Below are 25333 nucleotides of genomic sequence, written 5' to 3' on the forward strand. Positions count from 1 at the left end.
AAATGTTTTTTCGGGAAATTCCATTCAAACCATTGAATGTGAATGCTTTATAGCTTGCGTTCCCGCGGCTGACGCCGCCCCGGGGATTCCTTGAGCAAACCGCCCACCCCCATCGCGGCCACCTCTTGCGGGGCAAGGTCCAGCCCGGCGGCGAGCCGTTCGAGCACATGGTCGGCACCGTTGCGCGCCGGCGACCGGGCACAGCCGGGCAGCCCGATCGCCGGGCGGCCATCGGCGAGGCTACCGTAGAACAACAGGTTGCCGGGATCGACCGGCATGCCGACGCGCACCACCCGGCCGCCCGCGCGCCTCAGCGCCTCGGGGCCGGTATCGCGCGGATCGGAGGTGGCCGAGGCGGTGAGCACCAGAACCATCCCGGCCCGGGCCTCTGCGATGGCGGCGGCCAGCGGACCGATCTCGTGCGGCACCTCGACCACCCGGGCAAGGCGCATCCCGAGGCCCGAAAGCCGCGCCTCGATCGCGGCGGGGCCCTTGCCGGTGTCTTCCGCCGACCCTGCCGCATGCGTCGTGACGATCAGGTCCGCATCGGTCACCGTGATCGGCGCGAGCGTCAGCGCGCCCCGCCCCGCCGCTTCGGCCGCCACCACCAGTCCCGCGTCGATCGCGTAGGGAATAATCTTCACTGTCGCCACCAGCCCGCCCGGCCCCATCGAGGTCCAGGGCGCGACGGTGGCTAGCGAAATCAACTCCGACACCGCGTTGACCGCGTGCAACCGGCTCACGTCAAGCCGAGCGAGGCCGAAGCTCTCGGCGTGGATGTTCACCCTTCCGGTATGCGGCGTGGCCAGCCGCAGCCCCGCGGCACCGGGATCGGGCACCAGCGCGCGCGCGAGCGCCGCCGCCGCCTCGTCCTCGCCGATATCGTCGGGGCCAGAGCGCGCCACCGTCACAACGGCTATTCCGCCAGCGGCCAGCGCCGCCACGTCGTCTCGGGTCAGAACCCGGCCCTTGCGAAATGATCCCCCGGGCAGCGCCACACTGTGCGCGAGCACCGCACCGACCGCCTCGGCGACGGGCACCGGGCCAAACTCCATCAGCCCTGCCTCAGCCGCTGGGTGATCTGCGCCATCACCGATATCGCGATTTCGGGCGGGCTCTTCGCGCCGATGTCGAGCCCGATGGGCGCGTGGATCCGTGCGATCTCAGCCGGGCTGAAGCCGCGTTCGGTGAGCCGCTCCACCCGCTTGGCGTGGGTGCGCGTCGAGCCGAGGCAGCCGAGGTAGAACACATCCGCGCCCAGCGCCGCCTCGATCGCGGGGTCGTCGATCTTGGGATCGTGGCTCAGCGTCACCACCGCGGTGCGGGCATCGAGCCCGAGGGCGGGAAACACCTCGTCGGGGTAGTCCTCGTGGATCGCCTCGCCGGGAAACCTGTGGTCTGCGGCAAAGGCCCCGCGCGGATCGACGATCACCGGGTCATAACCCGCCAGCCGCGCCATCGGCACCAGCGCCTGCGCGATGTGCACCGCGCCGACGATCAGCATCCGCAAGGGCGGGTTGTGCACCGCGACGAAGGTTTCGCCATCTTCCTCGAAGCCCGACCGATCGGCGCGGAACCGCTCGGGGAAGGCCTCCGGTCGGGCCAGCCGCCGCGCCCAGCTTTCGGTCTCGACCACGTAGGCCACTGGCTCGCGCGCCGCGCGCGCCGCCACCATTTCGGCCAGCATCGCCTCGGGGATCTGCGCCCCCACCGGCTCGACCAGGACCCGGATCGTGCCGCCACAGGCCAGCCCGACCGCGAAGGCGCTGTCGTCCGATACGCCATAGCTCAACAGCCGGCTCTCGCCCGCCGCCAATGCCTCGCCGGCCTCGACCACCACCGCCCCCTCGACGCAGCCGCCCGACACCGAGCCTTCGATCTCGCCTGCGCCCGACACCACGAGCTGGCTGCCCACCGGGCGCGGTGCCGAACCCCATGTCTGCACCACCGTGGCCAGCACCGCGCCCCGGCCCGCCCGATGCCAGGCCAGCGCGGTCTCTGGAATGTTGTCGAAGCTTTCCGCCATGCACGGCCTCCCGTCGGCAAGCGTGGCACCGCCCTTGCTTCGGCGCAAGACCCCTGCGCAGCCGTTGCGCCGCGTCAGCCCTCCGCCTTGCGCTCCAGCCTGCGGGCATGCAGCACCGGTTCGGTGTAGCCCGAGGGCTGCATCCGGCCACGGAACACCAGATCGCATGCGGCCTGGAAAGCCACGCCGTCAAACCCTGGTGCGATCGGCCGGTAGACCGGATCGTCGGCATTCTGGCGGTCGACGACCTCGGCCATGCGGTGCATCGCGTCCATCACCTGTTGCTCGCTCACCACGCCGTGCAGCAGCCAGTTGGCCAGCGCCTGCGACGAGATCCGGCAGGTGGCGCGGTCTTCCATCAGGCCGACGTCGTGGATATCGGGCACCGTGGAGCAGCCGATCCCGGCGTCGATCCAGCGCACCACGTAGCCAAGGATTCCTTGCGCGTTGTTCTCGATCTCGGCGCGGATTTCGTCGTCCGACCAGTCCACCTCTTCGGCGAGCGGGATGGTGAGAAGGTCGTCAAGCGAGGCGCGCGCGCCCCCGGCCGCGATCTCGCCCTGCCGGGCCAGCACGTCGACCTTGTGGTAATGCGTGGCGTGCAGCGTGGCGGCGGTTGGCGACGGCACCCAGGCGCAGTTGGCACCGGCCTCGGGGTGGGCGATCTTCTCGCGCAGCATCTCGGCCATCCGGTCGGGTGCCGCCCACATCCCCTTGCCGATCTGGGCGCGGCCCCGAAGCCCGCAGGCGATCCCGATATCGACGTTGCGATCCTCGTAGGCCTTGATCCAGGCCGCGCCCTTCATGTCGCCCTTGCGCAGCATCGGACCGGCTTCGATCGAGGTGTGAATCTCGTCGCCCGTGCGGTCGAGAAAGCCGGTGTTGATGAAGGCCACGCGGTTGCGGGCGGCGCGGATGCATGCCTTGAGATTGGCCGAGGTGCGCCGCTCTTCGTCCATGATCCCGAGCTTCACCGTGTAACGCGGCAGGCCCAGAACCGCTTCGACGCGCGAAAACAGCTCGTCGGCGAAGGCGACTTCCTCGGGCCCGTGCATCTTCGGCTTGACCACGTAGATGCTGCCGGTAGCCGAATTCCGCCGGGCATCGAGATCGTGCATCGCCGCGAGCGTGGTCATCATCGCGTCCATGATCCCCTCGGGCACCTCGCGTCCCTCGCGGTCGCGGATCGCCGGGGTGGTCATCAGGTGGCCGACGTTGCGCACCAGCATCAGTGCGCGGCCCTTGAGCGTAACCTCGCCGCCGCCGGGGGCGTGAAAGGTCATGTCCTCCGCGAGCCTGCGGGTGAAGGTCCGGCCGCCCTTGGTCACCTCCTCGGTCAAACCGCCCTGCATCAGCCCGAGCCAGTTGTCATAGGCCGCGACCTTGTCGGCGGCATCGACGCAGGCAACGCTGTCTTCGCAATCCATGATCGCCGAGAGCGCCGATTCGAGCCGGATGTCGGACACCCCTGCGCGGTCGTCCTGCCCGACCGGGGTGGAGGCGTCGATCTCGATGACGATGTGCAGCCCGTTGTTGACGAGAACCACCGCCTCGGGCGCATCCTGCGTGCCGCGCCAGCCGACAAACCGAGACGGGTCGGCCAGTTCCGGCACCAGTGCGCCGTTCTCCACCCGGTAGGCGCCCACGTCGAAATGGCTGCCGCCCGCGAGCGGCACCGCCTCGTCGAGAAAGCGCCGCCCCCAGGCGATCACCTCGCGGCCCCGGGCGCTGTCATACCCGCCCGCTTGCGGCTTGCTGCCCAGCGCATCGGTGCCGTAGAGCGCATCGTAGAGCGAGCCCCAGCGGGCGTTGGCGGCGTTGAGCGCGTAGCGCGCGTTGGTGATCGGCACCACCAGTTGCGGCCCGGGAATCGTTGCGATCTCGAGGTCGACATCGGCGGTTTCGATGGCAAGATCCGCGCCCTCGGGCAGCAGGTAGCCGATCTCCTCAAGGAAAGCGCGGTAGGTGGCGGGGTCGATCGGCTGGCCGCGCCGGGCGATGTGCCAGGCGTCGATCTTCTGCTGCATCACCTCGCGGACCTCCAGTAGCGCGCGGTTCTTCGGCGCAAGATCGTCCACGATGGCGGCAAATCCCTTCCAGAAATCCTTCGCCTTCACACCGCTGCGCGGCAAGGCCCGCGCCTCGACGAAAAGCGCCAGTTCCGGCGCGATGCTGAGCCCGAATTGCTCGACCCGGCGTTCCATGCGTCTCTCCCCAGTATACCATTGTGTGCCGTTCGCTTGCGCCACGGATAGGAAATAAGTTTCCTATAGGCAACACGGGAAATCGCAGCCGGTCATTTCTGGCGACCGGCCGCTCCTTTCGCGCCCTTCCGGCAGGCATCGGAACAATAGCGCAGCGCCGCCCAGTCGCGCGCCCATTTGCGCCGCCACGTGAAAGGCCGCCCGCATCGGGCACAGGTCTTGACCGGCAGATCGGATTTGCGGCGCATCTTCGGCATGGCCGCAAGGTGGTAGCGCGGGCGCGCCCCGGCAAGCCCCGTTGCAGCCGCCCGCCCGCCCCCCTACCTTGCCCGCAACCGATGCCCGGAAAGGACGCCCGATGAAAGACGCCAGCCCCCAGACGATCCGCCTTGCCGACTACGCCGTGCCGAACTGGCTCGTCGATGACGTGCACCTCACCTTCCGGCTCGCGCCGGGCGCCACGCGGGTGCTCTCGCGCATCCGGTTCCGTCCCAACCCCGAGACCGGCGACCGCGCCTTCTTCCTGCACGGCGAGCATCTCAAGCTGATCCGCGCCGCGATCGACGGGACCGAGATCGCCCCCCGGCTGGTGGAAGGCGGGCTGGAGGCCGAGGTGCCCGATGCGCCCTTCACCTGGGAGGCGGAGGTGGAGATCGACCCCGAGGCCAATACCGCGCTCGAAGGGCTTTACCTGTCGAACGGCATGTATTGCACCCAGTGCGAGGCCGAAGGCTTCCGCCGCATCACCTTCTACCCCGACCGACCCGACGTGATGGCCCCGTTCACCGTGCGCATCGAGGGAAGCGAGCCCGTTCTGCTCTCCAACGGCAACCCCACCGGCGCGGGGACAGGCTGGGCGGAATGGACCGACCCATGGCCCAAGCCCGCCTATCTCTTTGCCCTCGTCGCGGGCGACCTCGTGGCGCTGGAAGACAGCTTCACCACGATGTCGGGCCGTGCGGTGGCGCTGAAGCTCTGGGTTCGGCCCGGCGATCTGCACAAGACCGAATTCGCCATGGCGGCGCTGAAGAAATCCATGCGCTGGGACGAGGAGGTATACGGGCGCGAATACGACCTCGACATCTTCCAGATCGTCGCGGTGTCGGACTTCAACATGGGCGCGATGGAGAACAAGGGCTTGAACATTTTCAACACTTCGGCCGTTCTGGCGAGCCCTGACACTTCCACAGATGCCAACTTCGAGCGCATCGAGGCGATCGTCGCGCATGAGTATTTCCACAACTGGACCGGCAACCGCATCACCTGCCGCGACTGGTTCCAGCTCTCACTGAAAGAGGGCCTCACGGTGTTCCGCGACCAGTCCTTCACCGCCGACATGCGCCCCGGCGGGGTGAGCCGGATCGAGGACGTGATGGCCCTGCGCGGCCGCCAGTTCCGCGAAGACAACGGCCCGCTCGCGCACCAGGTCCAGCCCGACAGTTTCGTGGAGATCAACAACTTCTACACCGCGACGATCTACGAGAAGGGCGCCGAGGTGATCCGGATGCTGAAAACGCTGGTGGGGGATGAGACCTACCGCGCCGCGCTCGATCTCTACTTCTCGCGCCATGACGGCGAGGCCTGCACCATCGACGACTGGCTCAAGGTCTTCGAGGACGCAACCGGGCGCGACCTCTCGCAATTCCGGCTGTGGTACAAGCAGGCGGGCACCCCCCGGCTCGACGTCAGCGAAGACTGGGACGGCGAGACTTACACCCTGACCTTCCGCCAGCACACGCCGCCCACGCCCGGCCAGAGCGAGAAGAAGCCCATGGTCATCCCCATCGCAACCGGCCTTCTCGGCCCCAACGGCGACGAGGTGGTGCCGGCCACGGTGCTGGAAATGACCGGGGCCGAGCAGAGCTTCAGCTTCGAGGGGCTCGCCGCCCGGCCGGTGCCCTCGATCCTGCGCGGCTTCTCGGCCCCGGTGATCCTGAATCGCAACACCAGCCCCGAGGAGCGCGCCTTCCTCTTCGCCCATGACACCGACCCGTTCAACAAGTGGGAGGCGGGCCGCACCCTCGCCAAGGAGGTGCTCACCGCCATGGTCACCGGTGCCGAGCCGCCGCTCGGGGCCTACCTCGGGGCGCTCGCCACGATGCTGCGCGACACAAGCCTCAGCCCGGCGTTCCAGGCCCTCGCACTGCGCCTGCCCGGCGAGGACGACATGGCCCAGACCCTGTTCGACGCTGGGCTGACCCCCGATCCCGACCGCATCCACGATGCCGCCGAAACCCTGCGCCAAGAGATCGCCGAGCACCTGCAGGACACGCTCCCCCGCCTCGCCGCCGAAAGCGTGGTCGCCGAGCCTTTCGCCCCCGATGGCGACCAGGGCGGCAAGCGCGCGCTGGCGCTCGAAGTGCTCAAGCTCACCACCCGGCTCGACGGCGGCAAGGCGGCGGCGGCGATGTTCGGGGGTGCCGACAACATGACGCTGTCGCTCGGCGCGCTCGGCTGCCTGCTCGATGCCGGCAAGGGCACCGACGCGCTCGCCGCATTCGAGGCGAAATGGCAGGAGGACGCGCTGGTAATGGACAAGTGGTTCATGATGCAGGTGGCCCATGCCGAGCCAAACGAGGCCGCGGCCACCGCCGAACGGCTCACCGCGCATCCGGCGTTCAACATGAAGAACCCCAACCGCTTCCGCGCGGTCTTCGGCGCGCTTTCGATGAACGCCGCCGGGTTCCACCATGCGTCCGGCAAGGGGTATGACCTGCTTGCCGACTGGCTGATCCGGCTCGATCCGCTCAACCCGCAGATCGCCGCGCGGATGTCATCGGCCTTCGAGACATGGAAGCGCTACGACGCCGACCGGCAGGACCTGATCCGCGCCGCGCTGGAGCGGATCATGGCCAGCCCCGGCCTCAGCCGCGACACCGGCGAAATGGTCGGCCGCATCCTCGCGGCCTGACCGCGCGAAAAGGTCTGCCGCGCGAACGCGGCAGACCTCGCAGGGCGCGCGTGCGCCGGTATCAGGCGCCGAGCCGCTCGATCCGCGCCGGGATCGCCTGGCGTGCGATGCTACCCACCACCGGATCGGCCAGGACCGTCGGCACCGGGCTGCTCGGGTCGCGATAGCCCAGATCGTTGGAGGCGACCCCGGCGGCAAGGCCGAGGCCCTTCTCGAACACACGGTCGCCCACCCGGTAGGTGCGCGCGCCCAGTTCGCGGTGGCCGAAACCATGTTCGATCGCGGCGGTGCCCCTTGCCACGCCGCGGCGGGCGAGCACGTAGCCCTCCACGCTGCCGCCGGGCGAGGTGAGCCGCACCCTGTCGCCGGTGGCCAGCCCGAAGGCGGCGGCATCCTCGATGTTGAGCCCGATCGCGTTGACGCCGCTCAGGTCGGTGAGGTGCGGCAGCACCGGCGACAGCGAGGCGACGAGCTGCGACTTGGTCGAGACCACCCGCAACGGCCAGTCGGCATGGGGGAAATGCGTGTCGACCGGTGTGCCGTCGGCGAAAGCGGGCGCCACCCAGGTGGGACAGCCGGTGAACCGGTCCCCGGTCATGGCGTTGCGCGCGGTGGCGACGGTTTCGTTCCAGATCTGGAGCGTCGCGCCGTATTTATGCGCCAGCGCATCGCCGTCGTAGCCCGCTTCCAGCGCCTCGAACCGTCCGCCTCGGTTCAGCACATAGGCCACCCGGCGCCATTCGTCGGGCTTGAGCACCTCCTGCATCAGCCCGGCGAACCGGTCGGTGCCGGTGAGCGCCATTTCCTCGGGCGCGGCCTCGGGTACCGGGGTTCCGTCGAAGGCCACGTTGGCCCCGGCGTAGAGCCAGAATTCCTCGCCCCGGTTCAGCGGGTGCAGCTTGCCCTCCGCATCGGGCACGGCACCATCGCCGAAGCCGGGCAGGCCGAGGCGCTTGGCCACGTCGATGAAGAAGGTCTCCATGTCCATGTGGCGGCCGTCCGCGGTGGTGCCGGTGAGGCAGTCGACCACCGGCCAGCGCGCGGTGGCATCCTTCACCGTCACCGCGCCCCAGGGCTTGGTCCAGCCCCAGGCCTCGTAGAACACCCGGTCGGGCACGATGTAGTCGGCATAGGTCGAGGTTTCGTTGATGAACGGGTCGATCGAGACGATCAGCGGCAGGTTCTTCGGATCGCGGATCTTCGCGTCGATCTCCGCGCTCAGCCCGGCCACGCCGTACACCGGGTTCGACGACCAGGTGATCAGCGCCTTGGCCCGGTAGGGATAGCCCTCGAGCAGCGCGGTGAGCCATTGCGCCCCGAGCGGCTGGCTGAAGGCATGCCAGGGCGCGCGGGCGGGATAGGGGTTTTCGCCGGCCGCGACCTTGCGCTTGTACTCGGAGGTTTTCTCATAGGCGAAACCGCCGCGCCCGGCGTCGACGCCGCGCGGCTTGACCTTGCCGGGGAAGCCCACGAGGTCGTAGCGCGGCCCCGGCGCCACCGCCTTGTAGGAGCCCCCGCCCGCGGTGGTGCCGCCGAGCGCGTTGAGGTTGCCCACCAGCGCGTTCAGCATCGCCACCCCATAGGCGGTGTAGAACCCTGCGGCGTGCATCGTGCCGCCATGGCAATCGGCCGCGGCCTGTTTGCCATGCGAGGTGAAAGCCTGCGCGATCTCGACGATGCGCGCCTCGGCGACGCCGCAATCGGCGGCGTACTCGGCCAGCGACTTCTTCTCGGCCTCGCGGCGCAGCAGCGAAAGTGCGGTCGAGACCTCGACGATGCGGCCATCGGCCAGTTCGACGCTGTCGTCGTGGAACAGCCGGGCCGGGCCGTCATGGGCGGCCGCCGGCATAGGGGTGCCGTCGGCGGTGAGGCAGACCGGCTCCTTGGCCAGGTCCTCCCCGGCCTCCGGGTCGAGTTGACCCCAGCGCAGGAAGCGGCCGGCATCGGGCGCATCGGCGCTGTCGATCACCAGGTGGGTGGCGTTGGAATGGCTGAACTCGCCCGCCGCCGCTGCCGCCGCCTTCGAGGGGCGTTCGAGGAAGGTCCGGTCGTAGCGGTCGTTCTCGAGGATCCAGCGGATCATCGCCATCACCAGCGCGCCGTCGGTGCCGGGCCGGATCGGTTGCCAGCGCCCGCGCTCCTGCGACGCCTGGGTGACCGAGTTGGTCAACACCGGGTCGACCACCACGTAATCCGCGCCGTTCTCGGCGCGTGCCCGGGCCATCAACTGGCCCTGAAGCTTGAACGGGTTGCCGGCGTTACCCGGGGCGGTGCCGATGAAGAGCATGAACCGGGCATGGCGGTAATCGGGCTTGAGGTGCGGCTGCGCCGCCAGGTTGTTGAGGAAAGCGGCATAGCCCGCCCGCATCGACAGCCCGCAATAGGACCGGTGGCCGACGAGGTTGCGGGTGCCGAAGGCCTGCTTGGCGAAGCGCGCGGCCAGCAACAGCCGCCCGTTCTTGTAGACCGGCATCACCACAAGCTGGTTGGCCTTCGGGCCGAACTCGGGGTTCTCCGGGTCGATCGGGGTTTCGAGATCGCGGATCGCGCGCAGGCCCTCGACCGCGCCTTCACCGAACAGATCGCCGCCCTCGACCACTTCCTCGATCAGCTGCTCCCAGCTGATCTCGACCCAATGGCCCTCGCCGCGCGGCCCGGCGCGCTTGAGCGGCTTCAGGATCCGCCGGGGATCGCGGTATTTCGCCAGCGCCGCGTTGCCGCGGCCGCAGGCCGTCGCCCGCCCGTCGAGCCCGGCCTCGCCCTGCCCCGAGAGCAACGCGAAGCTTTCGGCCACCGGGGTGTCGTAAGGGATATGGGGATCGGCGGAGAGCGGGCTGTAGGGGTTGCCGGTCACGCGGATGATATCGCCACTGGCCTTGTCTACCCGCACCCGGACACCGCATTTCGTGGTGCAGGCCATGCACATCGTGAAGGCGACGCGCTGATCGGGGTTCGGCGTTACGCTGCCATCGGGGCCGACGCTGTACTCCGGTTGCCAGGAGGCGCCGCTGACCCCGCCGGCCCGGCTCTTGCCGGTCACGCCATCGGCGAAGGCGCGGGCGGTGGGGGCGAAGCCATAGGCCATGGCGGCGCCGGCGGTGGCGGCGGTGCCGCCGAGCAGAAGGGAACGTCTCGAGAACGTCATGTCTTGGCTCCTGTATCAGGTTTTGTCGGCGGTCGCGCGGGGGCCGAAGGCCGGCGCGACATGGGCGACGAGAATGGTGACGATCACGACTGCGAGCGCGATCATGCCGAGGGTGCCGACGAGGCTTTGCAGCACCGCCGCGTCGGTGAAACCGGGCCCGGGGTAATGCGTGGTCTCGACTTTCGAGAGGGTCTGGCCGGCGGTGAACAGCGCCCAGCGGAAGGCGAGCGCGCCCCAGATCGCGGCCAGCCCGGCGACCACCGCCGCGGCCCGTCCCTGGTTCGCGATCGCAAGCCCGGCGGGCAGAGCCAGCCCGAGGATCAGCACGTGGAAGATGACGGTGAGCGGCATGTGATCGCGCGCAAGCGCCGCCATCCGCGGATCGGCGAGGATCCAGACCCCGAGCGACACCGCGGCCAGCGCCGCGCTCACCGCCAGAACCCGGCGCGCGAGGCCCGCGGCACGGCCCGCGGCCTCCGGCACCAGCAGCACCGCCCCGGCCCCGGAGGTGATCGCGGTCAGGGTCAGGACCAGCGGGAAGCCGAGGCTGTGCCACAGCGGCCGGGCCGCGAGGATCCAGAGCTCGCCCGCGGTATAGCCGAGCACGCCGAGGCCGAAGACGGCCATCGCGATGAAGGCGCTGCGTAGCAGTCCGGCGCGCGCGCCGGCGGCGTCGAGCAGGGTGGCGGCGAGGGTGGCAAGCACGAACAGCGGCATCAACCAAGCCCCCCACCACATCACCGAGCCGGTGGCGCCGGAGAGGTAGAAGTTGAGCACGCGGGCGGGTTGGTGCAGGTCGGCAAACAGCGGCAGCGGCGCCGAAAGCGCCAGCACCGCCGCGGCGCGCAGCGCCCCGCGGGCTTGCGAAGCACCGCCGCGCAGGCCCGCCGCAACGGCGATCAATGCCGCCCCGGCGGCCGCGCCGATGACGAGAAAATAGGCCACCGCCCAGGGTTTCCAGGCCAATGCCTGGTCGATGGATACGAGGTCGATCGCGGTCATGTCTCAGGCCTCCTCGGGTTGGGGTTGAGCCGCATTGGCAAGACGCAAGGCACGGGCACCGGCGCCGATCTCGACCTCTTCGAGGAGGCGGTCGTCGAGGCCGATGTAGAAGACCTGCGGTCCGGTTCCGGCCTCGGGCTTGAGGCGGCGGGTGTCATGCGCGGCGATGAGCTTGGCGGCGGCGCTCTGCGGGTCGTCGAGATCGCCGAACACCCGCGCGCCGCCCACGCAGGTCTCGACGCAGGCGGGCAGAAGCCCGGCCTCGAGGCGCTGGACGCAGAAGGTGCACTTGTCGGCGGTGCCGGTTTTCTTGTTGAGAAAGCGCGCCTCGTAGGGGCAGGCCTGCACGCAGTAGCCGCAGCCCACGCAGGCGTCGTAATCGACCAGCACGATCCCGTCCTCGGCCTTGTAGGTCGCCCCGGCGGGGCAGACCGGCACGCAGGGCGGCGTTTCGCAATGGTTGCAGATGCGCGGCAGCATCGCCGGCACCGGCCCGTGCGGGCCGTCGACCTCGTAGACCGGCACATAGGTGCGGTGCTGGCCCTCGGGCAGGTTGTTCTCCATCGCGCAGGCCACGGTGCAGGCCTGGCAGCCGATGCATTTGCGCAGGTCCATCACCATGCCCCAGCGCGGGGTGTGGCCATCGGCGGGCGCGCGCAGCGACGCCGCGCCGGGCGCGGCCCCGGCGGCGGCGGCGGGGCCGGCCGAGGCGGCCCCGGCCAGCCCGAAGCCGCCGGAAAGGAATGAGCGTCTCGATGTCATCAAAGCCTCCTGCCGGGCGGGGTGGACGGGGCCGCCCGGTCATGGAGGAGAATAGTGAGCGGGGGCGCGGCCCGAAATCGGGACGACTACCGCCCCCGATAGGGGAAAACCCCTATCCCTCGCCCGGATCGAAGGCGCAGCCGCAGCCCTGCGCCCGGGCTGCGGCATCGAGCCGGCGGTGGACATCCACGGGATTGTCGGCGACGAGCTTGGCGAGGCCGCGCTGGCGGTGGATTTCCACGGTTTTCGGGCTGATGCCGAGTTCGCGCGCGATGTCCTTGTTGCGCGCGCCGCGGGCCATGATCCGCATGACCTCGTATTCGCGCTCGGTCAACCGGGCGACCTGCCCGGCGGCGATGCGGGCCGCGCAGCAATCGTGCGCCGCATCGCGGGTCTTGCCGATCGCGGCGTTGATGCGGTCGAGCAGGTCCTGGTCGTGGAAGGGTTTCTCGAGGAAATCCACCGCCCCGAGTTGCAGCGCGGCGACCGCGTCGCGCACGTTGGCGAAGGCGGTGACCACGATGATCGGCAGGTGCGAGCCGGCCCCGGCGAGGCGCTCGATCAAGCCGAGGCCGCTGGTGCCGGGCATCCGCATGTCGGTGACCACGCAGCCCACGCAGGGCAGATCCTCCGCCGCGAGGAAGGCATCGGCGCTTGGATAGGCCCGTGTCGCCAGCCCGACCGACTCGATGAGCCAGACCAGCGCATCCCGCATCGCCTCGTCATCGTCGATGACGATCACGACCGGCTCGGCCTCCGGCCCCAGTCCGGGACGGGGCCGCGCCGGGGCGGTGTCGTGCAGGCTCATCCGGCCACCTCGTTTGGCAAATCGACCCGTGCAATTGTACCACCCCCCGGCCGGGGATCAAGGCGAAGACGCCCGCCGCGTTCCTCGACGATCGCCCGCGCGGTGGCGAGTCCGAGTCCCATTCCCGCGCCGCCCTTGGTGGTGAAGAACGGCTCGAAGACCTTCTCGCGCAACTCATCTGCAATGCCGCAGCCCCGGTCCGCCACCATGATCTGCCAGCCGAGATCGCCGGGGCGCAGCGCGATCTCGACCACCGCACCGGGCTTGGACGCCTCGACCGCGTTCTGCACCAGCGTCACCACCACCTGCCGCAGCCGCACCGGATCACCGAGACTGGACGCGGAGAAGCTCGGCTGGGTCCAGTCGAGCGCGATCTCGCGGTGGCGGGCGTGGGCGCTGGTCAGCATCACCGCGTCGTCGACCACCGCGCGCAGATCGACCGGTTCCTCCTCCGCCTCGCCCGCGCTGAAGAACCGGCGCATCGAGCGGATGAAATCGGCTGCCCGGTCGGCCTGTTCGACGATCCGCTCCAGCACCCGGTCGGTGGTGGCCGGATCGTCGGTGCCCGCCCGCCGGCGCTGGCGCAGACCGCCGGCGAAACTGGCGATGGCGGCAAGCGGCTGGTTGAGATCATGGGCGAGGCTGCCGGCCATCATCGCCATCGCCGAATGGCGCTCGGTGCGCGCCATCTCGGTTTCGAGCGCCCGCCGCTCCACCTCGGCGCGTTCCAGCGCCCGGGTGCGGCGCACCACGAGGTACTCGACGCGGGCGACATGCAGCAGGAACGCCCCGATCAGGATCGCCGCCAGCGCCACCCAGTGGGTGTTGTCGCGCAGCCAGGCCCGGACCCCGGCGGCGAGATCGGGCTCGAAGGGAAAGAGCGCGAGTTCGCGGTAGAGTTGTTCGACCGAGGCATAGCCCAGCGGCACCACCCAGCCGTCGAAATGCAGCGGATCGGCGCTCCCGGCGCGCGGCATCGACAAGAGCGCGCGGGTGACCTCGGTGGCGAGTTCGGGCGCGACATGGGGCAGCATCAGAAAAGCCCAGCCGGGATACATCGGCGTCGAGGCGAGGCAGGGCAGTCCGCCGGTTTCGACCAGCCCGATCGGGCGGAAGCGGTCGGGGTCGAGCCGGCCGTCCTCGGCGAGGCTTTCGAACAGGCAGGCGCGCACCACGCCGGCATCCACCGCGCCGCTCTCAACCGCCTCCAGCACGCGCTGGTGGGGAAAGCCCAGCGTGACCGTCTCGATCCGGTCCACCGCGCCCCCGAGCGCGCGCAGGAGCCGCTGGCGGGCAACGAGGTGACCGCCGAAGGCCGCCGGATCGACGATCCCCAGCCGCCGGCCCACGAGATCGTCAAGCGCGGTCACAGGGCCGTCGGCGCGGGTGACGATCAGCGCGCCAAGCACGCCTTCGTGGTTGCCAAGGCCGGGATAGCGCGCCGTGGCGAGGCGGCTCGCGCCGTAACGTCGCGCCATCTGGAAGGAATCGCCCGGATTGGTGAAGGCGAAATCGATCGCCCCGGCCGCCGCCGCCCGGCCCAGTTCCGGCAAGGTGAGGGGCAGCAGCTCGATGTCACGCTCCGGAAGGGCCGCGCGCAAGTGCACCGCCGAGGCTTCGAACCCCGCCAGCGCGCTTTCGCCACCGCTGTAGGAGAGCACCCCGATCCGCACCGGTTCAGCGGCCAGCGCCCCGCCGGTGAGCCCGGCACAGAGGAGGAAGACGAAACGGAGCGTCGGGCGCATGGGCCACCTGTTCGAGCGATCTCTGCGCCGCTCGCGGCGCGCCCCGTTGTTTCGCGTTGCCCCACCGCGGTCAAGGCCCCGCGCGCCATGCGGCGGGGCCAAAACCTCAGCCCGCGCAATAGGGCTGGGCGCGCATCCAGTTGATCATGTCGCCGCGCTTGGTGGCGGAATGGAACGGGCCCCAGTCGGCGGCCACGCCGCGCATGCCCTGGCTGACCACGCCGTCGCGCGGCACGGTCACGTTCATGATCTTCACGGCGCAGGACAGGTTCGCCTCGCCGTTCTTCAGAGCCTCGCCCGAGCGCGCCTCGCAGCCGTAGCCGCGCGCGGTGGCGGGTGCGATCTGCACCAGGCCGAACCACTTGCCGCCGCCGCCCACGGCGGCCGGATTCCAGGTGCTTTCGTGCTTGGCCAGGGTCGACAAGAGCCCGGTCCAGAAAACCTTGCGGCCTTCGGCGTCGGCGCTCTTGTAGGCCGGGCACCAGGTGTCGATATCGGCGGGCATGGTGCTGACCAGGCCCGCGCCATGGGCATCGAGCGCCGCCAGCGTCGTTTCGGTCCAGCGGTCGGCCTCGGGCCGGTGATCCCAGCGCATGGCGAGGTCTTCAGTGGCCGGGCTCTTCGAAGAGAATACGGTATCGAAGTCGGCGCCAGCGCAGCCTGCGAGCGCGAGAAGCGCCGTGGCCATCAGGCCGGTTCGGATGGTCATGTGTCTGTCCGTGGTCGTTTCGGTTGCCGTGGCAGAGCCCCAAACCGCCGTTTCGCGCAAGCCCGCAGGGCGCGCGGCGGCGTTTTCGGCGGGGTTCTGCCCATGGCAGGGCCTTGCCCCGTCCCCGGCCCTGCCCTAGAACGCCTCGGAACGCCAAACTCAAGGGAGCGCGCCATGCTCGACCATCTCGCCTTCGAAGCGCCCAAACCCGCCCGAATCGCCGGCGCGAAGGAAGATTGGGAACTGGTGATCGGCATGGAGGTGCATGCGCAGGTTACGTCCAATGCCAAGCTGTTCTCAGGTGCCTCCACCCGGTTCGGGGCCGAGCCCAATTCCAACGTCGCCTTCGTCGATGCCGCGATGCCGGGAATGCTGCCGGTGATCAACGCATTCTGCGTCGAACAGGCGGTGCGCACCGGGCTGGGCCTGCGCGCCGAGATCAACCTGTGGTCGGCCTTCGACCGCAAGAACTACTTCTACCCCGATCTGCCGCAGGGCTACCAGATCAGCCAGCTCTACCACCCGATCGTTGGCGAGGGCGAAGTGATCGTCGACATGGGGCCGGGCGTGGCCCGCCGGGTGCGCATCGAACGCATCCACCTCGAACAGGACGCAGGCAAAAGCATCCACGACATGGACCCCAACATGTCGTTCGTCGATCTCAACCGCACCGGCGTGGCACTGATGGAGATCGTGAGCCGCCCCGACATTCGCGGCCCGGAAGAAGCCGCGGCCTACGTCCAGAAGCTGCGCCAGATCATGCGCTACCTCGGCACCTGCGACGGCAACATGCAGGAAGGCTCGCTCAGGGCCGACGTCAACGTGAGCGTCTGCCGCCCCGGCGCCTATGAGCGCTACATGGAAACCCAGGATTTCGGCCACCTCGGCACCCGCTGCGAGATCAAGAACATGAACTCGCTCAGGTTCATCCAGGCCGCGATCGACTTCGAGGCCCGCCGCCAGATCGCCATTCTCGAAGACGGCGGCACGGTGGTGCAGGAAACCCGGCTCTACGACCCCGACAAGGGCGAAACCCGCTCGATGCGCTCCAAGGAAGAAGCGCATGATTACCGCTACTTCCCCTGCCCCGACCTCCTGCCGCTGGAGATCGAGCAGGACTGGGTCGACGCGATCAAGGCGGGCCTGCCGGAACTGCCTGACGAGAAGAAGGCCCGCTTCGTGAAGGATTTCGGCCTGTCGGAATACGACGCGGGTGTGCTCACGGCGGATCTGGAGGCTGCGCATTACTTCGAGAAGGTCGCCGAAGGGCGCGACGGCAAGCTCGCCGCCAACTGGGTGATCAACGAGCTGTTCGGCCGGCTCAAGAAGGAAGGCCACGACATCACCGAAAGCCCGGTTGGCCCCGACCAGCTCGGCGGCATCATCGCGCTGATCCAGAACGGCGACATTTCGGGCAAGATCGCCAAGGACCTGTTCGAGATCGTCTATACCGAGGGCGGCGATCCGGCCGAGATCGTCGCGGCGCGGGGCATGAAGCAAGTCACCGACACCGGCGCGATCGAAGCGGCGGTGGACGCGGTGATCGCCGAGAACCCGGCGCAGGTGGAGAAGGCCCGCGCCAACCCCAAGCTCGCCGGCTGGTTTGTCGGCCAGGTGATGAAGGCGACCGGCGGCAAGGCCAACCCGCAGGCCGTCGACGCGCTGGTGAAGCAGAAACTGGGGCTGTAGCGAGCCACGGCGAGGCCGCCTCTTGCCACACCGCATGACCCGGGCCGGGAACGGCAGGCTGCCGCGGGCATCGGAAGGCATCTCCCCGATCCGCCAAATCCATGTCAGGTCAGGCAAAAAGGGGAGGTTCTTCAAGAATTTCGTTCATTTCCGCCATTCTATCGTCAAGGTTTTCGGGTCATCTCGAATAAACGAATGCTTTACCCCGCCATGACAGGATCGGCACCGGGCCGAGGGTGCCGCCACCCGGTTCCGACTCCGAACTGCCGAGACTCACCATGACCAGATCCGCCACGCTACGTACCGTCGAAGGCACAGATGTAGCGGGATCGGTCAATACCACCCTCGACGTCGGCGGCACCACCGCCTCCTATGCCATCGTGGGCGGCGCGGATGCCGACTGCTTCACGATCGAGCCGGACGGAACCTTGCGTTTCATCTCCGCCCCCGACCACGAAAGCCCGGCCGATGCCGATGGCGACAATGCCTATGACGTCCGGGTGATGATCACCGCAGGCGACCGCTCTGAAACCGTGGAGGTGACGGTTCAGGTGCGCGACGTGCCTGAAGACACCTCCTACGACACCGCCACCGCCCTCGGCGACGGCACCGACGGCGGCTGGGACGTTCCCATCATCGGCACCGACGGCAACGACGACATCGCCGCCGGCGATTTCCACGAGGGCGTCCATGCCGGCAAGGGCGACGACCGGATCACCGTGGGCACAGCCGACAACAGCAACTGGTCCAGGATCGACACGTCGAGCGGCAACGACGAGGTCCGCGCCGGCGATGGCTGGGAGATGATCGAGACGGGCGACGGAGCGGACGTGATTGCCACCGGCGACGGCGATGCCGGCTCCTACAACGCGATCTATTCGGGCAAGGACGACGACAGCATCGTGGCGGGCGACGACTGGAACAAGATCGACACCGGCGCGGGCGACGACCTGCTCAACATCGGCAACGACGGGAGCCGGATCGAGACCGGCGACGGTGCCGACACGATCCATGCCGGCGACGGCTGGAGCGAGGTCTACACCGGCAAGGACGACGACAGCCTGTCGATCGGCAATGCCAATGCGGGCGAATCCGCGAAGATCGACACGTCCACGGGTGCCGACACCGTGACTGCAGGCGACGGCTGGAGCCATGTCACCACCGGCGACGGCAACGACCATGTCGAGATCGGCAACGCCGACACGGCGCAATACGGCGAGATCCACACCGGCAATGACAACGACACGCTGACCGCCGGCGATGGCTGGGACAGGATCGACAGCGGCTCGGGGAACGATGTCGTCTCCACCGGCGATGCCGACCCCAACGGTGCGTCCGTGATCGTGACCGGCGACGGTTCCGACACCCTCACCGCCGGCGACAACTGGAGCGAGGTCTACACCGGCAAGGACGACGACTCGGTGAGCCTCGGCGATGCCGACCCGTCAGGATATGGCAAGATCGACACCGGCTCGGGCAATGACACCCTGTCGGCAGGGCACGGCTGGAGCTTTGCCGGGACCGGCGACGACAACGACAAGGTCACGATCGGCGATGCCGATGCCGACGATTTCGCCGAACTGAACACCGGCAAGGGCGACGACACGCTCACGGCCGGGGACAGCTGGGACAAGATCGACGCGGGCGCGTGCGGCGACACGGTGACGGCGGGCGACGGCACCACCTTTGTCGATGGCGGCGACGACAACGACACGGTTTCGGTGGGCGATGCGGGCGACGGCTATGCCGGGGCCTACGGCGGCAAGGGCGACGACACGCTCACGGTCGGGGATGGCTGGGACAAGATCGACGCAGGTGCCGGCGACGACAGCATCTATTCGGGCACCGGCACGGGTGCCCTCTTCGGCGGCGACGGCAACGACACGATCTCGGTCGACCTCTCAGACCCGTCCGGCGGCGGCACGATTCTGGATGGCGGCGCGGGCCAGGACACAATGATTCTGCGCGGCCTGGACGCGGACGATATCACCTATACCGGCACCGAGCCCGGCGAAGTGTCGGGATACGCCACCCTGTCCGACGGAAGCACCTTCACGTTCTCCCACATCGAAAACGTCGTCATCTGTTTTACTGTCGGCACCCGCATCCTGACCCCGCGCGGCCAGCGCCCGATCGAGGACCTGCGCCCCGGTGATGAAGTGGTGACGCTCGACCACGGCGTGCAGGTGCTGCGCTGGACGGGCCGGCACCGCGTGCCGGGGCGGGGCAATCTCGCGCCGGTGCGCATCGCCGCGGGCGCTCTGGAGAATGCCCGCGCGCTGCTGGTCTCTCCTCAGCACCGGATGCTGCACCGCTCGGCCGCGGCCAACCTGTATTTCGACAGCCCCGAGGTGCTGATCCCGGCCAGGCACCTGGTCAATGGCACCACCATCGTGCAGCGCGCCCAGCCTCAGGTCGAGTATGTCCACCTGATGTTCGACAACCACGAGATCGTGTGGGCCGAGGGCCGCCCGTCGGAGAGTTTCCACCCCGGGACCGTCGGGCTGAGCGCGCTGGCGGCCCCCGCGCGCGAGGAGCTTTTCACGCTGTTTCCCGAGCTGCGCAGCGATCCCGGATGCAATCGCCGCACGGCGCGCAGGTGCCTGCGCGCCCACGAAAGCCACATTCTGTCCGCGATCTGAGCACGGCTTCGACCGGATTCGGCGAGCGCGACGCATTGCCGGGATGCGCCTTGCCTTTATTTAAGCATTAGTTTATATAACTAGTGACTGAAATATGGAATCCCGGTATGACCCCCGATCTTGCCTTCGCTGCCCTGGCCGACCCGACTCGTCGCGCAATCATCGCGCGACTGGCCTTGGGCGAAGCCACCGTCGGCGAGATCGCCCGGCCTTTCGCGATGAGCCAACCGGCGATCTCACATCACCTCAAGGTGCTTGAAGAGGCCGGCCTGGTGACACGACGGATCGACGGCCCCCGTCGGCCCTGTCGGCTGGCCGCGGGCGCGCTCGAAGAGATCGAGGCCTGGCTCGGGCTCCTGCGGCGCGGCCTCGAGGCGAATTATGACCGGCTCGATGCGCTGCTCGCCGATACCCCTGATCGCACCCCCCCTGACAAGAAGGAGTGACCCGTGACCAATGCCCCGCTCACGATCGAACTCGACGGCGAAACAGACCTCATCGTTACCCGTCGCTTCAACGCGCCTCCGGCCGAGGTCTACCGGGCGCATACGGACCCCGCATTGGTGCGGCAATGGATGCTCGGCCCGCCGGGCTGGGACATGCCGGTTTGCGAGATGGACGTCCGCCCCGGCGGTGCCTTCCGCCATGAGTACAGCGATGGCGCGGGCACCGGCTTTGCGATTGTTGGCGAATACATCAGCCTCGAACCCGGCGCGCGGATCGTCCATGTGGAACGGATGCTGATGCCGGACCCGACGCCAGACAACCGGATAGACACCCGTTTCAAACCTGATGGGTCGGGCACGCGAATGGTGATGCGCATGTCGTTGCCGGATTCCGAAACCCGCAAATCGATGCTTGAGACCGGCATGGCCGACGGCATGGAAGCAAGCTACGCCAACCTCGAAAACCTCGACGCATCCGCGTTCGCGCCCTGAGACAGGCACCTTCAGGTATCCGGCGCGTTCGCGCCCCTGCCGGGCCTTGGTGCCATTCGCTGCGAACGGAGGTTTCGAGCCCAGTATCCCGGATGCCGCCGCTCGTGCGAAGATCAACTATGCGTATCGAATTGGGCGCACGTCATCCGTGAATTGCACATGCCGGCGGCTGAACGATGTTCCCTCCAGACACTCCGGTGCGCTGATCCGGTCCATTCGAAAATGCCGCAAACCTTCGCGCGTCCGGTCCCAGGCGACCAGGTACCAGAGCGGCGGCAAGATCAGCGTGGCCTGTGGCTCGACGTGTCGCTCGGTCTCAAAGCCTTTCGCGTCACGGTAGCTGAACCGCAGGTGCCGGCGGTCCAAAAAGGCGGGTTCAAACGCAGGTAAAAGCGCGGGGTCCATCTGTCCGAGGTCAGATATGTCGACCCGAGGTGCCAATGGTCCGACCCAAAGGCATTCGAGGAAGCGGCGCAGATCGCGCACCTTGTCTGACGGCAAGGTAGCGTCCACGGACGTGGTGTAATTTCTGCGCCGTCAACGGTGTAATCTGTTCCGCAAGAACGTGCCGCCCGCGCCACCCGAACCCGGCATGATGATGATCAACCTTGCCAAGGCGGAGCGCCCGATGGGTGAGCCGGTGATGACCGAAGACGAACTGGCCGTGTTCACCGCCTCGTTCGAAAAGACCGGGTTCACCGGCGGCATCAACTGGTATCGAAATCTCGACCGTAACTGGCAAATCCTGGCCGAGCAGACGACGCGAGCGGTCCTGAACTGGCTTGCGGATCATGTGCCGGCATGAGCGCGAAAAGAGAAGCACCAAGGCTGAAGCGGCTGAACATCCTGATTGCCGCCTCAGCGGCAGGGCAAAGAATCCCCTTGTTGCAGAACAGGAACGGCTCCTCGCATTTGTCGATGAATTCTTGACAGCAGCCGGTCCGATGTCGCCCGGCGAAGACGGCTTTGCCCCGCATGGAGACCGTGCGTCCTTGAGCGATTGTCCGCAAGCAGCCCGCCCTACCCCGTCCCGCCTTCCGTGTTCGGCAGGGGGTCCGGCTGGGTCACCCGGTTCGGGTCGCGCTTCTCATAGAACGCGTTACCGCCGGCCGAGGTGGTGTAGTGCATGTTGTTGTAATTGGCGTTGTAATGGAGCGCGTGGAAAAACCGCGCGTTGCCGACGTGGGGGTGGCGTTCGCCGTCCAGAACCGACGCGGCGGCGTCGGCAACACGGGCCAGCGAAGCCGGTTCCGTCATCGGCGTCGACATGATCCCCGGCGCGAACTGGCCCTTCTGGCCCACCACGGCGCAGATCGTGTCGGGAAACTGCGGCGAAGCCACCCGGTTCATCACCACCGAGCCGACCGCGACCATCCCGTCGCGGCTCGAGCGGTTGCTCTCGAAATACATCGCGCGGGCCATGCACTCGTGCTGCCGGGAGCCAACCTCCTCGTCGCCGCGCCATTTGCCACAGCCCGCGAGCCCTGCCAGCGCTGCCAGCGCGATCAATGTCGGCAGCTTCGCGTTTCGCATGTCGGTTCTTGCCTTTGTCTGTTCTTGCGGACATCGTACCCGGTCGCCTCGCCCGCGATCAAGCATGTCCGCGCCGTCGCCACGAACTCCATGATTCCAGCGATTTGGCGCGGATCGCGCGGCGCGACCGGCACAACAGCGCCTTTGCATCAGGCCCGCCCTGCCCTAGCATGGCGACCGAAAGGAAACGTCCCGCATGTCCACCCCGCATATCTCCTCGGTGATGACGGTCGAGCCCGGCTGGATCGACTACAACGGCCACATGAACATGGCTTTCTATACCATGCTGTTCGACCGGGCGGGCGACGAGTTCTACGAGATCGTCGGTCTTGGCGCGAGTTATGCCCGGACGCGGGGCTTCACCACCTATACCGCCGAGTTTCACATCCGCTACCTGCGCGAATTGCACCTCGGCGACCGGGTGCGGGTGCATTCCTGGATCCTCGACCATGACGCGAAACGCTTTCACGCCTGGCAGGAGATCCATCACGAGGACGGGTGGATCGCCGCGACCGGCGAAACGCTGGCGCTGCATATCGACACCTCGGGCCCGCGCGTGGCCCCCTTTCCGCCCGACATCGCCGCCGCGATGGACGCCTTCGCCCGCGACCACCGCTTGCCGGACAAGCCGGAGGGGGCCGGGCGTTCGATCGGCATCCCGCGGGCCTAGTATAGATATGGTGTTCGCGCCCGCTGACCGCGCAAGCCCTTGCGCCGCCGGGCGAAAACGCCACAGGCCCGGGCGGATGATCGCTCCCGGCTTGGACAGACCCGGTGCGAATCGGATACCGTCGCGCGGTGACAGGGAGGGATGCGTGATGACATACGAATACAAGGTGGTGCCGGCACCGACCCGGGGCCAGAAAGCCAAGGGGCTCAAAACTCCCGCCGACCGCTTCGCCAACGCCCTTGGCGCGGTGATCAACGAGATGGCGGCGGAAGGCTGGGAATACCAGCGCACCGATACCCTGCCCGCCGAGGAGCGCCACGGGCTGACCGGGCGCAGCACGGTGTTCCAGAACATGCTGATCTTCCGCCGGGTGGCGGAGGCAGAAAGCGCGACGGACGCCGAAACCGCGGCCGTCCTGCCCGCCGGAACCGATGACGCCGGCGCGGCCCCGCAGCCGCCAAGGCTGTCCGCCAGCACCGATACGCCCGTCGCCCGGAACGGCCGTACCTCGCTGTTCGCCGCCGACCGGCGCGGCGACGTCGCCGCCGAATAGGCCAGCGCGCCCCACGATCCCACGCTGCTCGCGGTGATCGACGTCAAGTTCTCCGCGCCGGCCTCGGTCTGAGGCCCCGGTCTAGTCGGTGATCTCCAGCGCCAGCGCGTGGATCCCGTCCACCAGATCCTTGCCCAGCGCCGCGTGCACGGCGCGGTGGCGCGCGAGGCGCGACATGTCCTTGAAAACCTCCGCCGCGATGCGCACCCGGTAGTGGCTTTCGCCGGTTCCGTCATGGCCTGCGTGGCCCGCATGGCGGTGGCTCTCGTTGATCACTTCAAGCGCGCGCGGGGCGAAGGCCGCCTCCAGCGCCACGCGGATTTCCTCCTGCTTCGACATTTTTGTGCTCCTGCCTCTTCAAACCTTCGCCAAATCGTCTAAACTCCCGGGTCCGAGTCGAAAAGAGTGGTTTCATGGACAAGTTCGATCCCTTTGCCTTCGACATCTCCGTTTCCGCGTCGAAGAAGAAAAAGACGCGCGGGAAGAGGGGGATGTCAGGTGCCTTCGAAACGTCGCAGCGCGTCTGCGAACACCCGGGCTGCACCGAGCTTGGCCAATACCGTGCGCCCAAGAGTCCCGACGAACTCGACGAGTACAAGTGGTTCTGCAAGGACCATGTGCGCGAATACAACCTGAAATGGAACTTCTTCCAGGGCGCGACCGAGGAAGAACTCGAAGAACAGGCGCAGAAGGACCGGGTCTGGGAACGCGAGACCAAGGCCTTCAAGCGCAATGCCGAGGAACGGGCATGGTCGCGCCTCGGGGTCGATGATCCGCACCAGGTTCTTGGCGAGAACGCCACCCGAAACCCCGGCAAATCGGTCACCGGAACCCGCAAGCTGCCGCCCACCGAGCGCCGCGCGATCGACATTCTCGAAGCCAAGGACCATTGGTCGAAAGCCGAGGTGCGCAAGGCCTACAAGGCGCTGATCAAGGTGCTGCACCCCGATATGAACGGCGGCGACCGGAGCCAGGAAGAACAGCTCCAGCAGGTGGTCTGGGCATGGGACCAGATCAAGGAAAGCCGGAACTTCAAGTAAGGCGCGCAGCATGGACATCCTGATCACCGGCGCGACCGGCAACGTCGGCTGCGCGGTGCTTGCCGCGCTCGCCGGGTCAGGGCACCGTGTCTTTGCCGGGGTGCGCGATCCGGCATCCGCGCAACTGCCCGACGACGTGATCCCCGTCGCCGTCGATCTGGCCACCGGAACCGGCCCGGACCGCCGCTTCGATGCGATCTTCCTGATGCGCCCGCCGCAGATCGCCGACCCCGCCCCGTTCCGCCGCTTCCTCGACCCGCACGCCCGCGAAACCCGGATCGTGTTTCTTTCGGTGCAAGGAGCCGAGAGCCGGGGCTACCTGCCGCATGCCAAGATCGAGCGCGTGATCCGCGACATGGGTTTTGCCCGGTGCTTCGTGCGCCCGGCCTATTTCATGGAAAACCTCGTCACCACGCTGGCACCGGAGCTGAAACGCACGGGCCGGGTCTACCTGCCCGCGGGCCGGTTGGGGCTCGACTGGGTTTCGGCGCGCGATATCGCGGAAGTGATCGCCGCCGCGCTCACCGGCGCGACCGGCCGCGACGCGGTGACGGTGGCAAGCGGGCACAAGCTGGATTTCGCCGGGGCGCTCGCCACCGTGAACGCCGTTGCCGGCACCGGGTTTCGCTACGTCCCCGCCAGCCTGCCCGGCTACATCCGCCATGCCCGCAAACAGGGCATGGGCTGGGCCATGATCGGGGTGATGCTGCTCCTGCATTTCCTGCCGCGTTTCGGCCGGGCCGAGGCAGGAACGGGCGATGCCGAGACGGTTCTCGGCCGGCCGCTGGAAACGCTGGACGATTGGGCCGCACGCAACAAGGGCGCGCTGAGGGCGCTCGCTGGGCCGGCACGCAGCACGTGATCTCCGCCTGAACGTCACCCGGTCACGCACCGGCCAGATGTTTTGGTCGCCTCCCCTCCCCTTTCATTGCCTGGGGCGATAGACTCGCACCGGA

Annotated in this window: 23 protein-coding genes; 10 read left to right on the forward strand and 13 right to left on the reverse strand. The window is 68.2% G+C overall.

Annotated features, from left to right (window positions below; translation table 11 throughout):
• Positions 1-47 precede the first annotated feature (47 nt).
• The 4 genes from B9Y97_RS01280 to B9Y97_RS01295 all read right to left on the reverse strand — a co-directional run bounded on the left by B9Y97_RS01280 (position 48) and on the right by B9Y97_RS01295 (position 4487).
• Positions 48-1055: a molybdopterin-binding protein gene (locus tag B9Y97_RS01280; RefSeq protein WP_085525058.1), complete on the reverse strand. Its 1008-nt coding sequence runs from the start codon at positions 1053-1055 to the stop codon at positions 48-50.
• On the reverse strand, positions 1055-2026 hold the full coding sequence (locus tag B9Y97_RS01285; RefSeq protein WP_085525059.1) for an XdhC family protein: 972 nt from the start codon (positions 2024-2026) through the stop codon (positions 1055-1057). Before B9Y97_RS01285 ends, B9Y97_RS01280 begins: the two co-directional genes overlap by 1 nt.
• 74 nt (positions 2027-2100) lie before the next feature.
• Entirely contained in the window at positions 2101-4230 is a 2130-nt protein-coding gene (locus B9Y97_RS01290) for a malate synthase G (protein ID WP_085525060.1), read from the reverse strand.
• Positions 4231-4322: 92 nt separating this feature from the next.
• A complete protein-coding gene (locus B9Y97_RS01295) occupies positions 4323-4487 on the reverse strand; it encodes a DUF2256 domain-containing protein (protein WP_085525061.1) in 165 nt (54 codons plus the stop codon).
• A gap of 101 nt (positions 4488-4588) precedes the next feature.
• Here B9Y97_RS01295 and pepN point away from each other — a divergent pair, with 101 nt between their 5' ends.
• A complete protein-coding gene (pepN, locus tag B9Y97_RS01300; RefSeq protein WP_085525062.1) occupies positions 4589-7141 on the forward strand; it encodes an aminopeptidase N in 2553 nt (850 codons plus the stop codon).
• A gap of 61 nt (positions 7142-7202) precedes the next feature.
• On the opposite strand, the gene B9Y97_RS01305 is transcribed toward pepN, so the two are convergent.
• From B9Y97_RS01305 to B9Y97_RS01330, 6 genes are all read right to left on the reverse strand, one after another.
• Positions 7203-10286 carry a molybdopterin-dependent oxidoreductase gene (locus B9Y97_RS01305; RefSeq protein ID WP_085525063.1) on the reverse strand — a complete coding sequence of 1028 codons (3084 nt, stop codon included), beginning with the start codon at positions 10284-10286 and terminating at the stop codon, positions 7203-7205.
• A gap of 15 nt (positions 10287-10301) precedes the next feature.
• Positions 10302-11288: an NrfD/PsrC family molybdoenzyme membrane anchor subunit gene (gene nrfD, locus B9Y97_RS01310; RefSeq protein WP_085525064.1), complete on the reverse strand. Its 987-nt coding sequence runs from the start codon at positions 11286-11288 to the stop codon at positions 10302-10304.
• A gap of 3 nt (positions 11289-11291) precedes the next feature.
• Positions 11292-12050 (reverse strand): sulfate reduction electron transfer complex DsrMKJOP subunit DsrO, encoded by a 759-nt coding sequence (gene dsrO, locus B9Y97_RS01315; RefSeq protein ID WP_085525065.1) that lies wholly within the window; start codon positions 12048-12050, stop codon positions 11292-11294.
• Between the two features lie 112 nt (positions 12051-12162).
• Positions 12163-12858 (reverse strand): response regulator transcription factor, encoded by a 696-nt coding sequence (locus B9Y97_RS01320; RefSeq protein WP_085525066.1) that lies wholly within the window; start codon positions 12856-12858, stop codon positions 12163-12165.
• Positions 12855-14603, reverse strand: a complete 1749-nt coding sequence (locus B9Y97_RS01325; RefSeq protein WP_085525067.1) for a sensor histidine kinase — start codon at positions 14601-14603, stop codon at positions 12855-12857. Before B9Y97_RS01325 ends, B9Y97_RS01320 begins: the two co-directional genes overlap by 4 nt.
• A 106-nt stretch (positions 14604-14709) precedes the next feature.
• Positions 14710-15306 (reverse strand): transglycosylase SLT domain-containing protein, encoded by a 597-nt coding sequence (locus tag B9Y97_RS01330; RefSeq protein ID WP_254900961.1) that lies wholly within the window; start codon positions 15304-15306, stop codon positions 14710-14712.
• A gap of 180 nt (positions 15307-15486) precedes the next feature.
• Here B9Y97_RS01330 and gatB point away from each other — a divergent pair, with 180 nt between their 5' ends.
• From gatB to B9Y97_RS01350, 4 genes are all read left to right on the forward strand, one after another.
• Positions 15487-17001, forward strand: coding sequence for an Asp-tRNA(Asn)/Glu-tRNA(Gln) amidotransferase subunit GatB (gene gatB, locus B9Y97_RS01335; RefSeq protein WP_085525069.1), 1515 nt, complete (start codon positions 15487-15489; stop codon positions 16999-17001).
• Between the two features lie 278 nt (positions 17002-17279).
• Positions 17280-19643, forward strand: coding sequence for a Hint domain-containing protein (locus B9Y97_RS01340; protein ID WP_085525070.1), 2364 nt, complete (start codon positions 17280-17282; stop codon positions 19641-19643).
• A gap of 107 nt (positions 19644-19750) precedes the next feature.
• Positions 19751-20089 carry an ArsR/SmtB family transcription factor gene (locus B9Y97_RS01345; RefSeq protein ID WP_085525071.1) on the forward strand — a complete coding sequence of 113 codons (339 nt, stop codon included), beginning with the start codon at positions 19751-19753 and terminating at the stop codon, positions 20087-20089.
• Positions 20090-20092: 3 nt separating this feature from the next.
• Entirely contained in the window at positions 20093-20581 is a 489-nt protein-coding gene (locus B9Y97_RS01350; protein ID WP_085525072.1) for an SRPBCC domain-containing protein, read from the forward strand.
• Between the two features lie 117 nt (positions 20582-20698).
• Here B9Y97_RS01350 and B9Y97_RS01355 read toward each other — a convergent pair whose 3' ends face one another.
• Positions 20699-21094 carry a helix-turn-helix transcriptional regulator gene (locus tag B9Y97_RS01355; RefSeq protein ID WP_085525073.1) on the reverse strand — a complete coding sequence of 132 codons (396 nt, stop codon included), beginning with the start codon at positions 21092-21094 and terminating at the stop codon, positions 20699-20701.
• Positions 21095-21173: 79 nt separating this feature from the next.
• Here B9Y97_RS01355 and B9Y97_RS01360 point away from each other — a divergent pair, with 79 nt between their 5' ends.
• Positions 21174-21386, forward strand: a complete 213-nt coding sequence (locus B9Y97_RS01360; protein WP_254900821.1) for a hypothetical protein — start codon at positions 21174-21176, stop codon at positions 21384-21386.
• 215 nt (positions 21387-21601) lie between these two features.
• On the opposite strand, the gene B9Y97_RS01365 is transcribed toward B9Y97_RS01360, so the two are convergent.
• A complete protein-coding gene (locus B9Y97_RS01365) occupies positions 21602-22114 on the reverse strand; it encodes a cell wall hydrolase (RefSeq protein ID WP_085525074.1) in 513 nt (170 codons plus the stop codon).
• Between the two features lie 196 nt (positions 22115-22310).
• Here B9Y97_RS01365 and B9Y97_RS01370 point away from each other — a divergent pair, with 196 nt between their 5' ends.
• On the forward strand, positions 22311-22784 hold the full coding sequence (locus tag B9Y97_RS01370) for a thioesterase family protein (protein WP_085525075.1): 474 nt from the start codon (positions 22311-22313) through the stop codon (positions 22782-22784).
• Positions 22785-22932: 148 nt separating this feature from the next.
• Positions 22933-23337 carry a DUF4177 domain-containing protein gene (locus B9Y97_RS01375; protein ID WP_085525076.1) on the forward strand — a complete coding sequence of 135 codons (405 nt, stop codon included), beginning with the start codon at positions 22933-22935 and terminating at the stop codon, positions 23335-23337.
• 81 nt (positions 23338-23418) lie between these two features.
• Here the strand turns inward: B9Y97_RS01375 and B9Y97_RS01380 are convergent, their stop codons facing one another.
• The gene (locus tag B9Y97_RS01380; protein ID WP_085525077.1) at positions 23419-23676 is read right to left on the reverse strand and encodes a BolA family protein; all 258 of its coding nucleotides are present in this window, start codon (positions 23674-23676) and stop codon (positions 23419-23421) included.
• A gap of 74 nt (positions 23677-23750) precedes the next feature.
• Between B9Y97_RS01380 and B9Y97_RS01385 the strand changes: the two genes are divergently transcribed.
• Together B9Y97_RS01385 and B9Y97_RS01390 are read left to right on the forward strand one after the other, a co-directional pair.
• Complete coding sequence (locus B9Y97_RS01385) at positions 23751-24377, forward strand: DnaJ domain-containing protein (RefSeq protein ID WP_085525078.1); 627 nt, start codon at positions 23751-23753, stop codon at positions 24375-24377.
• Between the two features lie 10 nt (positions 24378-24387).
• Positions 24388-25239 carry a Rossmann-fold NAD(P)-binding domain-containing protein gene (locus tag B9Y97_RS01390; RefSeq protein WP_085525079.1) on the forward strand — a complete coding sequence of 284 codons (852 nt, stop codon included), beginning with the start codon at positions 24388-24390 and terminating at the stop codon, positions 25237-25239.
• The last annotated feature ends 94 nt before the right edge of the window (positions 25240-25333 follow it).

The organism is Maritimibacter sp. HL-12, assembly GCF_900177545.1.
Classification (GTDB): Bacteria; Pseudomonadota; Alphaproteobacteria; order Rhodobacterales; family Rhodobacteraceae; genus Sinisalibacter.

Excerpts from the sequence above, each read along its gene's own strand:
- B9Y97_RS01320 (WP_085525066.1), bottom strand. The coding sequence starts at position 12,858 with ATGAGCCTGCACGACACCGCCCCGGCGCGGCCCCGTCCCGGACTGGGG.
- B9Y97_RS01370 (WP_085525075.1), top strand. The coding sequence starts at position 22,311 with ATGTCCACCCCGCATATCTCCTCGGTGATGACGGTCGAGCCCGGCTGG.
- gatB (WP_085525069.1), top strand. The coding sequence starts at position 15,487 with ATGCTCGACCATCTCGCCTTCGAAGCGCCCAAACCCGCCCGAATCGCC.
- B9Y97_RS01285 (WP_085525059.1), bottom strand. The coding sequence starts at position 2,026 with ATGGCGGAAAGCTTCGACAACATTCCAGAGACCGCGCTGGCCTGGCAT.
- B9Y97_RS01340 (WP_085525070.1), top strand. The coding sequence starts at position 17,280 with ATGACCAGATCCGCCACGCTACGTACCGTCGAAGGCACAGATGTAGCG.
- B9Y97_RS01325 (WP_085525067.1), bottom strand. The coding sequence starts at position 14,603 with ATGCGCCCGACGCTCCGTTTCGTCTTCCTCCTCTGTGCCGGGCTCACC.
- B9Y97_RS01305 (WP_085525063.1), bottom strand. The coding sequence starts at position 10,286 with ATGACGTTCTCGAGACGTTCCCTTCTGCTCGGCGGCACCGCCGCCACC.
- B9Y97_RS01295 (WP_085525061.1), bottom strand. The coding sequence starts at position 4,487 with ATGCCGAAGATGCGCCGCAAATCCGATCTGCCGGTCAAGACCTGTGCC.
- nrfD (WP_085525064.1), bottom strand. The coding sequence starts at position 11,288 with ATGACCGCGATCGACCTCGTATCCATCGACCAGGCATTGGCCTGGAAA.
- B9Y97_RS01290 (WP_085525060.1), bottom strand. The coding sequence starts at position 4,230 with ATGGAACGCCGGGTCGAGCAATTCGGGCTCAGCATCGCGCCGGAACTG.
- B9Y97_RS01365 (WP_085525074.1), bottom strand. The coding sequence starts at position 22,114 with ATGCGAAACGCGAAGCTGCCGACATTGATCGCGCTGGCAGCGCTGGCA.
- B9Y97_RS01375 (WP_085525076.1), top strand. The coding sequence starts at position 22,933 with ATGACATACGAATACAAGGTGGTGCCGGCACCGACCCGGGGCCAGAAA.
- dsrO (WP_085525065.1), bottom strand. The coding sequence starts at position 12,050 with ATGACATCGAGACGCTCATTCCTTTCCGGCGGCTTCGGGCTGGCCGGG.
- B9Y97_RS01360 (WP_254900821.1), top strand. The coding sequence starts at position 21,174 with ATGATGATGATCAACCTTGCCAAGGCGGAGCGCCCGATGGGTGAGCCG.
- B9Y97_RS01345 (WP_085525071.1), top strand. The coding sequence starts at position 19,751 with ATGACCCCCGATCTTGCCTTCGCTGCCCTGGCCGACCCGACTCGTCGC.
- B9Y97_RS01385 (WP_085525078.1), top strand. The coding sequence starts at position 23,751 with ATGGACAAGTTCGATCCCTTTGCCTTCGACATCTCCGTTTCCGCGTCG.
- B9Y97_RS01390 (WP_085525079.1), top strand. The coding sequence starts at position 24,388 with ATGGACATCCTGATCACCGGCGCGACCGGCAACGTCGGCTGCGCGGTG.
- B9Y97_RS01280 (WP_085525058.1), bottom strand. The coding sequence starts at position 1,055 with ATGGAGTTTGGCCCGGTGCCCGTCGCCGAGGCGGTCGGTGCGGTGCTC.
- pepN (WP_085525062.1), top strand. The coding sequence starts at position 4,589 with ATGAAAGACGCCAGCCCCCAGACGATCCGCCTTGCCGACTACGCCGTG.
- B9Y97_RS01380 (WP_085525077.1), bottom strand. The coding sequence starts at position 23,676 with ATGTCGAAGCAGGAGGAAATCCGCGTGGCGCTGGAGGCGGCCTTCGCC.